The organism is Phenylobacterium sp. (assembly GCF_036501465.1).
Classification (GTDB): domain Bacteria; phylum Pseudomonadota; class Alphaproteobacteria; order Caulobacterales; family Caulobacteraceae; genus Phenylobacterium.
On the sequence record NZ_DASYAF010000126.1, the window covers coordinates 39,192 to 52,000 of the forward strand.

Sequence of the window (12,809 nt, forward strand, 5' to 3'; positions counted from 1 at the left end):
ATGGCCTATGAGGTGAGCGACTACGAGACCATCACGCTTTCGCGACGCGACCACGTCGCCATCCTGACGCTGAACCGCCCGGACCGGCTGAACGCCATCAACCGGACGATGATGGCCGAAGTAGCCGCCGCCGTGGCCCAGGCCCGAGCTGATGACGCGGTCCGCGCCCTGGTGGTCACCGGGGCCGGCAAGGGCTTCTGCGCCGGCGCCGACCTGATGGGCGCGGGCCAGGCGGTGGCCGGCAAGGCGCCGGAACCACAGAACCAGTTCGAGCGGCTGGACGAGATGAGCTGGGTCGGCCGCTGGGCGACGATGTGGTCGGACTTCGACAAGCCGGTGATCGGCGCGATCAACGGGGTGGCGGCCGGCGCCGGCATGTCCACGGCCCTGGCCTGCGACGTCCGCATCGGCTGCGAGGCCAGCCGCTTCAACAGCGTGTTCATCGAGCGATCCCTGTCGCCCGACAGCGGCCTATCCTTCTTCCTCCCCAGGATCGTGGGCTACGCGGCCGCCGCCGACATCATCTTCACCTCTCGCGCCGTGGGCGCCGAGGAGGCCCTGAAGCTCGGCCTGCTGAACCGGATGGCCGCCGCCGACGCCCTGCTCGACGCGGCCGTCGACTATGCGAACGAGATGACCCGCTGGCCGCCGGTGGCGCTGCGTGTCTCCAAGCGGGTGCTGCAGCACAATGTCGAGGCGCCGCTGGAAGACGCCCTGCGCTACGAGAGCCAGGGCCTCTACTACGCCCGGCGCGCGCCCAACGATGTGAAGGAATCCCGCGACTCCTTCCTGGAAAAGCGCCCGGGCGTCTACTCAGGGACCTGATTTGCCGTCATAAGGCGCCGCATTGTTATCCGGAGAGATTTCCATGCCGCTCGATACGGCCGCGCCTCAGAAGACCTACCGCTGGGAAGACCCCTTCGACATGACCGCCCGCCTCTCGGAGGAGGAGCGGATGATCTGGGAGGCGGCGCGGGCCTATGCGCGCGACCGGTTGCTGCCGCGGGTGGTCTCGGCCTTCGCCGAGGAGCGGTTCGACCGCGAGATCATGACCGAGATGGGCGAGCTGGGTTTCCTGGGCCCGACGCTGCCCGAGGAATACGGCTGCGCCGGGGTGAACCACGTGGCCTACGGCCTGATCGCCCGTGAGATCGAGGCGGTCGACTCTGGCTACCGCTCGGCGATGAGCGTGCAGTCCTCGCTGGTGATGTACCCGATCTACGCGTTCGGCTCGGAGAAGCAGAAGAAGAAGTTCCTGCCCGGCATGGCCAAGGGCGAGATCATCGGCTGCTTCGGCCTGACCGAGCCGGACGGCGGCTCCGATCCGGCCTCGATGCGCACGACCGCGAAGAAGGTCAGCGGCGGCTACTCGCTCTCCGGCGCCAAGATGTGGATCACCAATTCGCCCGTCAGCGACGTGGCCCTGGTCTGGGCCAAGCTGGACGGGACGATCCGCGGCTTCCTGGTGGAGCGGGGCGCCAAGGGCTTCGAGACCCCGAAGATCATGAACAAGCTGTCCCTGCGCGCCTCGGTCACCGGCGAGATCGCCCTCGACGACGTCTTCGTGCCGGAAAACATGATGCTGCCGAACGTTTCCGGCCTGCGCGGCCCGTTCTCCTGCTTGAACAAGGCGCGCTACGGCATCGCCTGGGGCGCCATGGGCGCGGCCGAGTTCTGCATGCATGCGGCCCGCGACTACACCTCCAGCCGCAAGCTGTTCGGCCGCACGCTCGCCAGCCGCCAGCTCGTCCAGAAGAAGCTGGCCGACATGTCCACCGAGATCGCGCTGGGTTTCGAGGGCGCGCTGGCGCTGGGCCGGCTGATCGACGAGGGCGCTTGGGTTCCGGAAGCCATCTCGATGATGAAGCGCAACAACTGCGGCAAGGCGCTGGCCATTGCGCGGGAAGCCCGCGACATGCACGGCGGCAACGGGATCAGCGGCGAGTACCACGTGATGCGCCACGCCGCGAACCTGGAGACGGTGAACACCTACGAGGGCGCCCACGACGTCCACGCGCTGATCCTGGGCCGCGCGATCACCGGCGAGAACGCCTTCTGATCTTCCTTTCCCCGGAGCGTAGCGACAGAGGGAGAGGCGACGCGCGTATCCGTAGAACTACGGAGGCGGCGAACGGAAACTTTACGGATGGCCGCTAATTTCCCCCGTCCCTTGGGGGGAACCGTACATGGCCGGCAAAAGCGCGTCAGGCGCGGCCAACAAGGCTGAGATGATCCGCTGGCTGTTCGAGAACAGCCGCGATCTCATGCAGGTCATCGGCGCCGATGGCCGCTTCAAGCTCGTCAATGGCGCCTGGAAGACGCTGGTCGGCTGGGACGAGGCCGAGGTGGTGGGCGAACGCGCCCTGGACTTCCTGCATCCCGAGGACATCGCCGTGGTGCGCGACAACATCCGCGCGCTGACCCCCGGCGAGGTTGCCGAAAACCCCATGCGCGTGAAGCGCAAGGGCTCCGCCGTGGGCGCGGAGGAATGGGCCTGGTTCGCCTCGCGCACCCAGAAGATGGAAGGCGGCGACCTGATCGTCACCATGCGTGACGCCACCGAGGAACGCGCCCGCGCCGAGGAGCTGGAGGAGACCCGGCGCACGCGGCGCCTGTTGGGCGAGGCCGCCGGCATCGGCGCCTGGGCCTACGATCCGGAGACCGGCTGCATCGAGTGGTCGCGCGAACTGCTGTCGCTGACCGCGCGCACCGCCGAGGAAATGGCGAGTCCGGAGCGTTTCTACGCCCTGGTGCACCCCGCCGACCGCCAGAGGACCCGCGAGGTGATGGGCGGCGCCGTGTTCACCGGCGAAGGCGCGACCCTGGAGCACCGGCTGAAGGTGGCCGGGCGCTGGACCTCCTGGCGCGCCACCTTCCGCACTGAGCCGCGGGCCGGCGGCCTGTTCCTGCTGCGCGGCGTCTCCGAGGACATCACCGAGCTTGCCCGCGCCCGCGACGCGGCCCGCCACGGCGAGCTGAAGATGAAGCGGGCCGAGCGCGAGGCGAAGGCCAACGCCCAGCGCCTGGCCGTCGCCCTGCAATCCGCCGAATCCGGCGTCTATGAGATCGACCACGTCGGGAAGACCTTCTGGGCCTCGCCGGAGTTCGAACGGATCACCGGCCAGACCAACGCCACCTACGAGGAGGCGACCCAGCTCCGGTTCCCCGGCTTCCACCCGGACGACCTGCACCATGTGCGCGAAGCCTTCCGCACCCTGCACACCGGCCAGGACAAGTCCGGCGCCTTCGACGCGCGCATCGTGCGGCCGGACGGCGAGACCCGCTGGATCCGCATCTCGCACCACCTGAAGGTCGGCAAGGAAGGGCGCTGGCTGAAGGCCGTCGGCCTGTTGCAGGACGTCGACGAACGCAAGCGCCAGGAGATCGCGCTGATCGAGGCCCAGCGCGCCGCCGAGGCGGCCGCCGAGGCCAAGTCGGCCTTCCTGGCCAATATGAGCCACGAAATCCGCACCCCGATGAACGGGGTGATGGGCGTGCTCCACCTGTTGAAGGGCGAGCGGCTTTCCGAGGAAGGCCGCCACATGCTGGACGAGGCGCTGAGCTGCGGCCAGATGCTGGCCGAACTGCTGAACGACGTCATCGACTTCGCCAAGATCGAGGCGGGGCGCCTGGAGCTGACCTCCGAACCGCTCGACCCCAAGGGGCTGGTGGAGGGGGTGGTGCGCCTGCTGCGGCCGCAGGCCGAGGGCAAGGGCCTGATCCTGCGCTTCGACGCCCCGGCCGACCTGGGCTGGGTGCAGTCCGATCCGGTGCGCCTGCGCCAGGCGCTGTTCAACCTGGTGGGCAACGCAGTGAAGTTCACCGAGCGCGGCTCGGTGACGGTGCGCTGTACCGCGCCGCAACCCGGCGCCCTGCGCTTCGACGTCATCGACACCGGCGTCGGCATCCCGGCGGAGGCCCAGGGGCGCATCTTCCAGCGCTTCGACCAGGGCGATGCGTCCACCACTCGCAAGTTCGGCGGCTCGGGTCTGGGCCTGGCGATCACCAAGAAGCTGGCCGAGATGATGGGCGGCGACGTGAGCTTCGTCTCGGAGGAAGGCGTCGGCTCGACCTTCTCGCTGGAGATCGCCGCCGCGGCCGGCGAGGCGGTGGCCGCCCAGTCCGAGAGCCTGGAGCCGGTGCTGGAAGGCCTGAGGGTGCTGGTGGTGGAAGACAACGCCACCAACCGGATGATCGCCACCAAGCTGCTCGAAAGCCTGGGCGCCGAGGTCGAGACGGCCGCCGACGGCTATCTGGGCGTGGAAGCCGCCGAGCGCGGCGATTTCCACCTGATCCTGATGGACGTGCAGATGCCGGGCATCGACGGCCTGGAGGCGGCGCGCCGCATCCGCGCGCTGGGCGGCGCGCCTGCCCAGACGCCGATCGTGGCGCTCACCGCTAATGTGCTGGCCCACCAGCGCCGCGCCTACCTCGACGCGGGCATGGACGGCGTGGTCGGCAAGCCGATCTCGCCCGGCGTCCTGCTGCGCGAGATCGCTCGCCTCTCGGCCCCGGTCGAGGGCGACGCGGCGACCGTCGCCGCCTGATCGCAAAGCGCTTCCAAGGGCTCGCGCAGCAATGCTAGTGCTGCGCGCCTTCCGTCCTTGGGGAACCCCTATGAACCGCCGATTCCTCCCAGCCGGCGCCATCCTCGCCGTCACGACCGTCCTCAGCGGGGGCTTCTGGGCCCTCTCCGCCCAGGCGCAAACCCCGTCCCAACCGCCAGCCCAGACGCCGGGCCAGAACCAGCCGACTGCGACCCCGCCCGCCGCGACCCCACCGCCGCTGTTCGCCGTCTGCCAGGCCTGCCACGAGAGCACCGCCGGCGCCGGCCCGTCGGTGGGCCCGAACCTGTTCGGGGTCGGCGGCCGCAAGGTCGGGACCGCCAAGGACTTCGACTATTCCGACGCCATGAAGAACTCCCCGATCGTCTGGAGCGCCGACACGCTGACGGCCTTCATCACCGACCCGGCCAAGACGATCCCGAACAACAAGATGGACTACTCGGGGGCCGACGCGGCCACCGCCAAGCAGATCGCCGACTACCTGATGACGTTGAAGCCCTGACGAACCGGGCGCCTGGCGTCGCGGACATTTTCGAATTTCCGGTACGCGCAGTTCCATGGGGCCAAGCCCCTTGTCGCGTCCGCGCGGGCGCGGTAGGTCGCTGACATAACGGAATAACCTCGCCTTGCTGGGAGATTGGGGATGAAGCGTTCTTCGACGGTGGTTTGGGCTGCGGCCGGCGGCGCCTGCCTGGCGCTCAGCGTGGCCTTCGCGGCGATCTCGGCCGGCAATCCGGTGGAGGACCGCCAGGCCGCCATGAAGGCCGTCGGCCAGTCCATGAAGGAAGGCGCGGGGATCAACAACCCGACCGCCTTCGACGCGGCCAAGGCCAAGACGGCCATGGAAAGCGTCGCCGCCAACGCCAAGAAGCTGCACGGCCTCTATCCGGCGGGCAGCGACAAGGACCCGAAGACGGAGGCCGACCCGAAGATCTGGGAGAACAAGGCCGACTTCGACAAGCGCCTGACCGAACTGGCGAGCCTGGCCACGACCGCGTCGAAGGCGACCACCGCCGACGCCTACAAGCCGGCCTATGCGGCGGTGGGCGCGACCTGCAAGAGCTGCCACGACGTCTATCGCATGAAGAAGAAGACGACCTGATCGCCCCAGGTCGTACGGCGGGATCGTAAGGAGGGGCGGTCATGCGGCGCGTTCTGATCATTCTGGCGGTGCTGATCGTGGTCGGCGTCGCCGGCGGCCTGTTCATCACCCGCCCGCAGACCCTGCCCGCCTCGGAGCTGCCGGCCGGCTACAAGCCCGACGTGGCCAACGGCCAGCTGATGTTCACGGCCGGCAACTGCTCGGCCTGCCACATGAGCCCCGGCCAGACCGATCGCACCGTCCTGGGCGGCGGGCTGAAGCTGAAATCGCCGTTCGGGACGTTCGTCACGCCCAACATCTCGCCGGACCCGAAGGCCGGCCTCGGCGGCTGGACGGAGGCGCAGTTCGTCAACGCCATGAAGCGGGGAACGGGCCGGCGCGGCGAGCACCTCTATCCGGCCTTCCCCTATGCCTCCTACAGCCTGATGAAGACGGCCGATGTGCGCGACGTCTTCGCCTATCTGAAGACCCTGCCCGCGGTGGCCAAGCCCACGGCGCCGCACGAACTGAAGTTCCCGTTCAACATCCGCCTGGCGTTGGGCGGCTGGAAGCTGCTCTATTTCCACCCGCACGAGTTCAAGGCCGATCCGAAGCACTCCGACGCCTGGAACCGCGGCGAGTACCTGGCTGAGGGCCCGGCCCACTGCGCCGAGTGCCACACGCCCAGGAACGCGCTCGGCGGGCTGGAGGCCGACAAGCTCTACGCCGGCGCGCCCAACCTCGAGGCCGGCGGCCGCTTCGCCTCCAACATCACCCCGCACAAGGACGGCCTCGGGGACTGGAGCGCCCAGGACATCACCGATTTCCTGAAGTCCGGGACCGACAAGTGCTTCAACGAGCCGGACGGGATGAAGGACGTCATCGCGTCTACCAGCAAGCTGCCGGACGCGGACCTCGCGGCGCTGGGCGAATACATCCACGCCCTGCCGCCCATCGCCGGCAACCCCAAGCACAAGACCTGCTAGTTCCCTTCTCCCCTTGCGGGAGAAGGACGCTCTCCTCCTTCCCCGCCTCATCAAACCCAGGTAACTCCTCACGAAAGTGTCGGGGAGGAATGAGGGCATGGCGGAGATCGCCGCAGGCGCCGCACAGGCGCCGCTGAAAGGCGCGGGCCTGCGCACCGTGGTGGCGGCTTCCGCCGCTGGCACCGCCTTCGAGTGGTATGACTTCTTTGTCTTCGGCAGCCTGACCGCGGTCATCCAGAAGACCTTCTTTTCCGGCCTGCCGCAGACCGCCGGCATCGCCGCGGCGCTGGCCCTGTTCGGAGCCGGCTTCCTGTTCCGTCCGATCGGGGCGCTGGTGTTCGGCCGGATCGGCGACCGGGTGGGCCGCAAGGGCGCCTTCCTGGTGACCGTGACCCTGATGGGCGGGGCGACGGTGGCCATCGGCCTGTTGCCCAGCTACGCCCAGGTGGGGATCGCCAGCCCGATCCTGCTGCTCATCATGCGGATCATCCAGGGCTTCGCGCTGGGCGGCGAGTATGGCGGGGCGGCGATCTATGTGGCCGAGCACGCGGCCGACGACGCCCGCGGCCGCTCCACCGGCTGGGTGCAGACCTCGGCCGCCTTCGGCCTGTTCGCGGCCCTGCTGGTGATCCTGGCGACGCGCCTGGGGCTCGGGGCGGTGGCGGGCCCTGCAGCGTTCGACGCCTGGGGCTGGCGCATCCCGTTCCTGTTCTCCGCCGGCCTGCTCATCGTCTCGATCTGGATGCGGCTGAAACTCTCCGAGAGCCCGGCCTTCGCGGCCATGAAGGCCGAAGGGACCCAGTCCAAGGCCCCCTACGCCGAGGCCTTCGGCCAGTGGCGCAACCTCAAGATCGTGCTGCTGGCGCTGGTGGCGATCATGTCGGCCCAGGGCGCGGTCTGGTACACGGCCTTCTTCTACGTCCAGACCTTCCTCGGCAACTTCCTCAAGGTCGACCAGGCGACGATCAACGCCCTGCTGATGGCCGCCACCGCGGTCAGCGCCGTGCTCTACGTCGTCTTCGGCTGGCTGTCGGACAAGGTGGGCCGCAAGCCGGTGATGCTGTTCGGCATGACCCTGATGCTGATCGCCTACTTCCCCGCCTTCCACGGCCTGTCGGCCACCCTGAACCCGGCGCTGGCCGAGGCGGAGAAGGCCAACCCGGTGACGGTGATCGCCGACCCGGCCGACTGCTCCCTGCAGTTCGACCCGATCGGCAAGGCCAGCTTCACGAGCTCCTGCGACATCGCCAAGAGCGCCCTGGCCAACGCCGGGGTCTCCTACGTCAACCAGCCGGGCCAGCCCGGGCAGCCGGCCATGGTCCGCGTCGGCCTGGCGACCGTCGATTCCATCGACGCGCGCGGCGTCCCGGCGGCCGTCGCCAAGGCGCTGAAGGCCAACGTCGATGACAAGATCAAGGAGGGCCTGGCCCGGTCTGGCTATCCCGCCAAGGCCGACCCCAAGCGCATGAACCTGCCCGGAGCCTTCGCCTGGCTGCTGGTGTTCGTGGTCGCCGCCACCGCCCTCTACGGCCCGATCGCCGCCTGCCTGGTAGAGCTGTTCCCAACCCGGATCCGCTACACGGCCATGAGCCTGCCCTACAACATCGGCACCGGCTGGATCGGCGGCTTCGTGCCCTTCACCGCCTTCGCCATCGTGGCCGCGGTGGGCAACATCTACGCCGGGCTCTGGTATCCCTTCGCCTTCACCCTGGTCAGCGTGGTGACCTGCCTCTTCCTGCTGCCAGAGACGAAGGGGCGGGATTTGCACCAGTAGCCCCAAACGCCCGTCATCCTCCGGTCGCCTGAAGGGCGATCCGGGGGACCCGAGCCGAGTTGCAGGGTGTGGTGGCGTCGAATGGGTCCCCCGGATCAGCCAGGCGGCTGACCGGAGGATGACGAGGGCTGGGGGCTACTTCTTCGCTCCATCCAGCTCGGCGATGGTCGCCTCGGAGGGCTGTTCCGCCGCCTGCAGGCGTTTGGCGACCGCCTCGGCCTCGCGCAGCACGCGCAGAAGGTTGCCGCCGGCGACCTTGGAAAGGTCCTCGTCCGACCAGCCGCGGCGGGCGAGCTCGGCCAGCAGGGCCGGATATTTGTCGACGCCCTCCAGCCCCTCCGGCGTGTCGGGGATGCCGTCGAAGTCGGAGCCCAGGCCCACGCAGTCGACGCCGCAGACCTTGGCGATGTGCTCGATGTGGTCGGCGACCATGGGGATGGTCACGGGCGGCTTGGGATGGGCCGCATCCCAGGCTTTCATATAGGCGGCCGCCTTTTCCGGCTGGCCGATGAAAAGACCCCCGAACGGCGGGCTGTTGGTCCGGGCGATCTCGGCCGAACGGTCGGCGCTCCACACCGCGCGGGCGTGGCTGACGTAGGTGGTGGCGAAGTTGGCCATCACCACCCCGTGGTTCTTGGCGACCATCGCCAGGACGTCGTCGGGCACATTGCGCGGATGGTCGTCCACCGCGCGCGCGCCGGAGTGGGAGAAGATCACCGGCGCCTGGGAGACCGCCAGCGCCTGGCGCATCACGTCGGGTGAGACGTGGCTCAGGTCCACCAGCATGCCCAGCCGGTTCATCTCGCCCACCACCGCCTTGCCGTACGGCGTCAGGCCGTGGCGCCTGGGGTTGTCGGTGGCGCTGTCGGCGAAGTCGTTGTCGGTGGCGTGGGCCAGCGTCATGTAGCGCGCGCCCAGCGCGTAGTAGGCGCGCAGCACGGCCAGGGAATCGTCGATCTGGTGGCCGCCCTCGACGCCGATCAGCGAGGCGACGCGGCCTTCCTTGTGCAGCCGCACGATGTCGTCGGCCGTGTAGGCCATGCCGAGGTCGGCCGGATAGCGGGCGGCCAGGCGCTTGACGATGTCGATCTGCTCGATGGTGGTCTGCACCGCCGCCGGACCGGTGATGCTGACCGGGATGTAGACGCTCCAGAACTGGCCGCCGACGCCGCCTTTGTGCAGGCGCGGGATGTCGGTCATCAGCCCGCCGTTCCCCTCGCCGCCGGGCACGGGCGGCTGGTGGCTGAGGTCGGACTTGAAGTCGAAGACGCCGGTCTTCTGGGCGAAGCGCTCGCGCACCTCCCAGGGGAAGTCGTTGTGGCCGTCGATCAGCGGCGTGGCCTTTAGCACCTTGGCGACGCGCGCGGCGATCTCGGCGTCGGACGGGGCGGCCCAAGCACTCGTAGCAGCGGCCGTTGCGATTAGGGCGGCGCCCGCCAGCAGGGCGATGGTCAGTCTATGCATGGAAGCCCCCGGGATTCGAATTCGGGCTCAGCCTGCGATGGGGAGCACCTCGGTGTCCACTCCGGCGGCGTCGAGGGCCGCCTGTTCGCTGCGCCAGGCCGGATTGGTGACCAGCCGCGCCACCGCCAGGCCCTGACCGGCCAGGGTCGCCAGCACCTCGGGCGGCTGGGGTCCGGACCGCTCGGCGTCGCGGCGGGCGAGCGCCAGGACGTCGGCGTGGGCGGCCTCGTCGCAGACCAGCACGTCGGCCGCCGCCAGGGCGCGGGCGGCTCGCAGGGTCAAAAGGTCCGCCGGCCCGCGCGCGTCGATGAACTGCACCCGCCCGGCGGCGGGCGCGCCGCGCGCCAGGGCCTCGCGCAGCAGGCGCTGGGCTGTCGCCCGGTCGCCGCGCAGGGCCGCCTCGGCGGTGGGGCCGGTCAGGGCGGCGCGCAGGAAGGCCCGGCGCTGGTGGGCCTCCGGTAGCGCGGCGCGGACCTCGTCCTGCATCGCCGCGAACAGGGCCGCGACCCGGCCCGCGCCCTCGGGGACCCGGGCCTCCAGGTCGTGGCGCAGCAGGGTCGCCAGCATGGGCGATGCGCCGCCGGTGCCGATCGCCGCCACCACCTCGCCGCGGTCGATGAGCGCAGGCGTGGTGAAGTCGCAGAGCCCCGGGCGGTCCACGGCGTTGACCGGCACGCCCGCCGCCCGCGCCGCCGCCACGGCGGCTTCGGCGAAGGCCTCGTCGTCCGAGGCGACAAACGCCAGCACCGCGCCGGCGTAGGCGTCGGGCCGCAGGGCCTCGGCGCCGTCGATCGTCTTCAGCCTGGCCGGCGAGCTTTCGAACAGGCGCAGCTTGGCCGCCGCGCCCTCGCCTGACCCGGCCACAACCACGGTCTTGCCGGAGAGCGGGAAGAAGGCGGGGAAGGCGTCCATGGGCGATGGTTCTAGCCCTTCGCGACACAAAGAGGCTAGGTAAGGCTCAGATTGAGCATATGGGCGACCCAGGAAGCCTTATCGGGATGGACGATGCAGGCGCCAGCCTGACCGCGCAGATGAGCGCCATGGGCCGCGCGGCGAAGGCCGCGGCCCAGGCCCTGCGGCTGGCCGACGGCGCGGCGCGCACCCGCGCGCTCATGGCCATGGCCGCCGCCATCCGCGCCGACGCCCGGGCCATCCTGGCCGCCAACGCCCGCGACGTCGCCGACGCCAGGGCCGCCGGCCTGGCGCCGGCCATGGTGGATCGCCTGGCCCTGGACGCCGCCCGCGTCGAGGGCATGGCCGCGGGCGTGGAGACCGTCGCCGCCATTCCCGACCCGCTGGGCGTGGAGACGCAGCGCTGGAGCCGGCCCAACGGCCTGGACATCGCCCGGGTGCGCACACCGATCGGCGTCATCGCCATCATCTACGAGAGCCGGCCCAATGTGACCGCCGACGCCGCGGCGCTGTGCGTGCGGTCCGGCAATGCGGCGATCCTGCGCGGCGGCTCCGAATGCCTGGCCTCGAACCTGGCGATCCACGCGGCCGTGGCCAAGGGTCTCGCGGCCGCCGGCCTGCCGGAAGCCTGCGTCCAGGTGGTGAAGACCGCCGACCGCGCCGCCGTGGGCCTGATCCTTGGGGGGCTGGACGGCGCGGTGGACCTGATCATCCCGCGCGGCGGCAAGAGCCTGGTGGCCCGCGTCCAGGCCGAGGCCCGCGCCCCGGTGCTGGGCCACCTGGAGGGCCTGAACCACGTCTTCCTGCACAAGAGCGCCGACCTGGAGAAGGCCAAGGCCATCGCGGTCAACGCCAAGATGCGCCGCGTCTCGGTCTGCGGGGCGGCCGAGACCCTGCTGGTCGACAGCGCCGACGCCCAGCGCCTGCTGCCGCCGGTGGCCGAGGCGCTGCGCGAGGCCGGCTGCGAACTGCGCGGCGATGCGCGGGCCCGCAGCCTGGTCCCTGGCATGGCTGAAGCGTCGCAGGAGGATTGGACCACCGAATACCTGGCGCCGACCATCAGCATCGCCGTGGTCGATGGGGTGGAGGGCGCCGCGGCGCACATCGCGGCCTACGGATCTGCCCACACCGACGCCATCGTCGCCGAGGACGGCGCGGCCGCCGAGCGGTTCGCAGCCCTAGTGGACAGCGCCATCGTGCTGATCAACGCCTCGACCCAGTTCGCCGATGGCGGCGAGTTCGGCTTCGGCGCCGAGATCGGCATCGCCACCGACCGCCTGCATGCCAGGGGCCCGGTGGGCGCCGAACAGCTCACGACCTTCAAATATGTGGTCCGCGGGACCGGCCAGACGCGTCCCTGAGGGCGGCCGGCCGGCCGCGCTCAGGCCCGGATTCCATCTGGAGCCGGGGATGCGCGTGGGCCTCTACGGCGGCTCGTTCAACCCGGCGCACGAGGGCCACGCCCACGTGGCCGAGACGGCGCGCAAGCGGCTGCGGCTGGACCGGGTGATCTGGCTGGTCTCTCCGCAGAACCCCCTGAAGGCTCGTCACGAGACCGCCGACCTCGCCGACCGCATGGCCGGCGCGCGGTCCTTCGCCCGCGGCCGCGACATGATCATCACCGACGTCGAGGGCCGGCTCGGCAGCGCCTACACCATCGACACGGTGCGCGCGCTGAAGGCCCGCTTCCCGGGCGTGAAGTTCGTCTGGATCATGGGCGCCGACAGCCTGGCCGGCTTCCACCGCTGGCGCGGCTGGACCCAGATCATGCGCGAAGTCCCGGTGGCCGTGGTCTCGCGGCCCTGGATCGCGCTGAAGAGCCGCTTCTCACCGGCCGCGCGGCGGTTCGCCCGTTTCCGCATCCCGTCCATGGCCGCCGCGACGCTGCCTGGGACCAAGCCGCCGGCCTGGGTCTTCCTGCGCGGCCCGCTCAACTTCCAGAGCTCCACGGCGCTTCGCGAGCGGATGAAGCGCGGCTCCTTGACCGCCCCGCATGACGGCGGCTGACCGGCGGGCCCCGTCATGCT

The 12,809-nt window shown here is 70.3% G+C and carries 11 protein-coding genes; 9 read left to right on the plus strand and 2 right to left on the minus strand.

Going from position 1 to position 12,809, the window contains the following annotated elements:
- From VGL85_RS13340 to VGL85_RS13370, 7 genes are all read left to right on the plus strand, one after another.
- Positions 1-825, plus strand: coding sequence for an enoyl-CoA hydratase/isomerase family protein (locus tag VGL85_RS13340; RefSeq protein WP_331589436.1), 825 nt, complete (start codon positions 1-3; stop codon positions 823-825).
- Between the two features lie 43 nt (positions 826-868).
- A complete protein-coding gene (locus VGL85_RS13345; RefSeq protein ID WP_331589437.1) occupies positions 869-2,059 on the plus strand; it encodes an acyl-CoA dehydrogenase in 1,191 nt (396 codons plus the stop codon).
- A gap of 127 nt (positions 2,060-2,186) precedes the next feature.
- Positions 2,187-4,547 carry a PAS domain-containing sensor histidine kinase gene (locus tag VGL85_RS13350; protein ID WP_331589438.1) on the plus strand — a complete coding sequence of 787 codons (2,361 nt, stop codon included), beginning with the start codon at positions 2,187-2,189 and terminating at the stop codon, positions 4,545-4,547.
- Positions 4,548-4,617: 70 nt separating this feature from the next.
- Entirely contained in the window at positions 4,618-5,067 is a 450-nt protein-coding gene (locus tag VGL85_RS13355; protein WP_331589439.1) for a c-type cytochrome, read from the plus strand.
- A gap of 141 nt (positions 5,068-5,208) precedes the next feature.
- Positions 5,209-5,667 carry a cytochrome c gene (locus VGL85_RS13360; RefSeq protein WP_331589440.1) on the plus strand — a complete coding sequence of 153 codons (459 nt, stop codon included), beginning with the start codon at positions 5,209-5,211 and terminating at the stop codon, positions 5,665-5,667.
- A gap of 41 nt (positions 5,668-5,708) precedes the next feature.
- On the plus strand, positions 5,709-6,632 hold the full coding sequence (locus tag VGL85_RS13365) for a cytochrome c (protein ID WP_331589441.1): 924 nt from the start codon (positions 5,709-5,711) through the stop codon (positions 6,630-6,632).
- 97 nt (positions 6,633-6,729) lie between these two features.
- The gene (locus tag VGL85_RS13370; RefSeq protein WP_331589442.1) at positions 6,730-8,406 is read left to right on the plus strand and encodes an MFS transporter; all 1,677 of its coding nucleotides are present in this window, start codon (positions 6,730-6,732) and stop codon (positions 8,404-8,406) included.
- A 135-nt stretch (positions 8,407-8,541) separates the two neighbouring features.
- Here the strand turns inward: VGL85_RS13370 and VGL85_RS13375 are convergent, their stop codons facing one another.
- Together VGL85_RS13375 and VGL85_RS13380 are read right to left on the minus strand one after the other, a co-directional pair.
- Positions 8,542-9,870: a dipeptidase gene (locus VGL85_RS13375; protein ID WP_331589443.1), complete on the minus strand. Its 1,329-nt coding sequence runs from the start codon at positions 9,868-9,870 to the stop codon at positions 8,542-8,544.
- 27 nt (positions 9,871-9,897) lie between these two features.
- Positions 9,898-10,782, minus strand: coding sequence for a bifunctional precorrin-2 dehydrogenase/sirohydrochlorin ferrochelatase (locus VGL85_RS13380; protein WP_331589444.1), 885 nt, complete (start codon positions 10,780-10,782; stop codon positions 9,898-9,900).
- A gap of 86 nt (positions 10,783-10,868) precedes the next feature.
- On the opposite strand from VGL85_RS13380, the gene VGL85_RS13385 reads away from it, so the two are divergent.
- Both VGL85_RS13385 and VGL85_RS13390 read left to right on the plus strand, forming a co-directional pair.
- Positions 10,869-12,143, plus strand: a complete 1,275-nt coding sequence (locus VGL85_RS13385) for a glutamate-5-semialdehyde dehydrogenase (protein WP_331589445.1) — start codon at positions 10,869-10,871, stop codon at positions 12,141-12,143.
- Positions 12,109-12,789, plus strand: a complete 681-nt coding sequence (locus VGL85_RS13390; protein ID WP_331589446.1) for a nicotinate-nucleotide adenylyltransferase — start codon at positions 12,109-12,111, stop codon at positions 12,787-12,789. The genes VGL85_RS13385 and VGL85_RS13390 overlap by 35 nt, the downstream gene beginning before the upstream one ends.
- Positions 12,790-12,809: the final 20 nt, after the last annotated feature.

Coding starts and splice junctions, on each gene's coding strand:
- VGL85_RS13370 (WP_331589442.1), top strand. CDS start 6,730: ATGGCGGAGATCGCCGCAGGCGCCGCACAGGCGCCGCTGAAAGGCGCG.
- VGL85_RS13350 (WP_331589438.1), top strand. CDS start 2,187: ATGGCCGGCAAAAGCGCGTCAGGCGCGGCCAACAAGGCTGAGATGATC.
- VGL85_RS13375 (WP_331589443.1), bottom strand. CDS start 9,870: ATGCATAGACTGACCATCGCCCTGCTGGCGGGCGCCGCCCTAATCGCA.
- VGL85_RS13365 (WP_331589441.1), top strand. CDS start 5,709: ATGCGGCGCGTTCTGATCATTCTGGCGGTGCTGATCGTGGTCGGCGTC.
- VGL85_RS13390 (WP_331589446.1), top strand. CDS start 12,109: ATGTGGTCCGCGGGACCGGCCAGACGCGTCCCTGAGGGCGGCCGGCCG.
- VGL85_RS13340 (WP_331589436.1), top strand. CDS start 1: ATGGCCTATGAGGTGAGCGACTACGAGACCATCACGCTTTCGCGACGC.
- VGL85_RS13385 (WP_331589445.1), top strand. CDS start 10,869: ATGGACGATGCAGGCGCCAGCCTGACCGCGCAGATGAGCGCCATGGGC.
- VGL85_RS13355 (WP_331589439.1), top strand. CDS start 4,618: ATGAACCGCCGATTCCTCCCAGCCGGCGCCATCCTCGCCGTCACGACC.
- VGL85_RS13360 (WP_331589440.1), top strand. CDS start 5,209: ATGAAGCGTTCTTCGACGGTGGTTTGGGCTGCGGCCGGCGGCGCCTGC.
- VGL85_RS13380 (WP_331589444.1), bottom strand. CDS start 10,782: ATGGACGCCTTCCCCGCCTTCTTCCCGCTCTCCGGCAAGACCGTGGTT.
- VGL85_RS13345 (WP_331589437.1), top strand. CDS start 869: ATGCCGCTCGATACGGCCGCGCCTCAGAAGACCTACCGCTGGGAAGAC.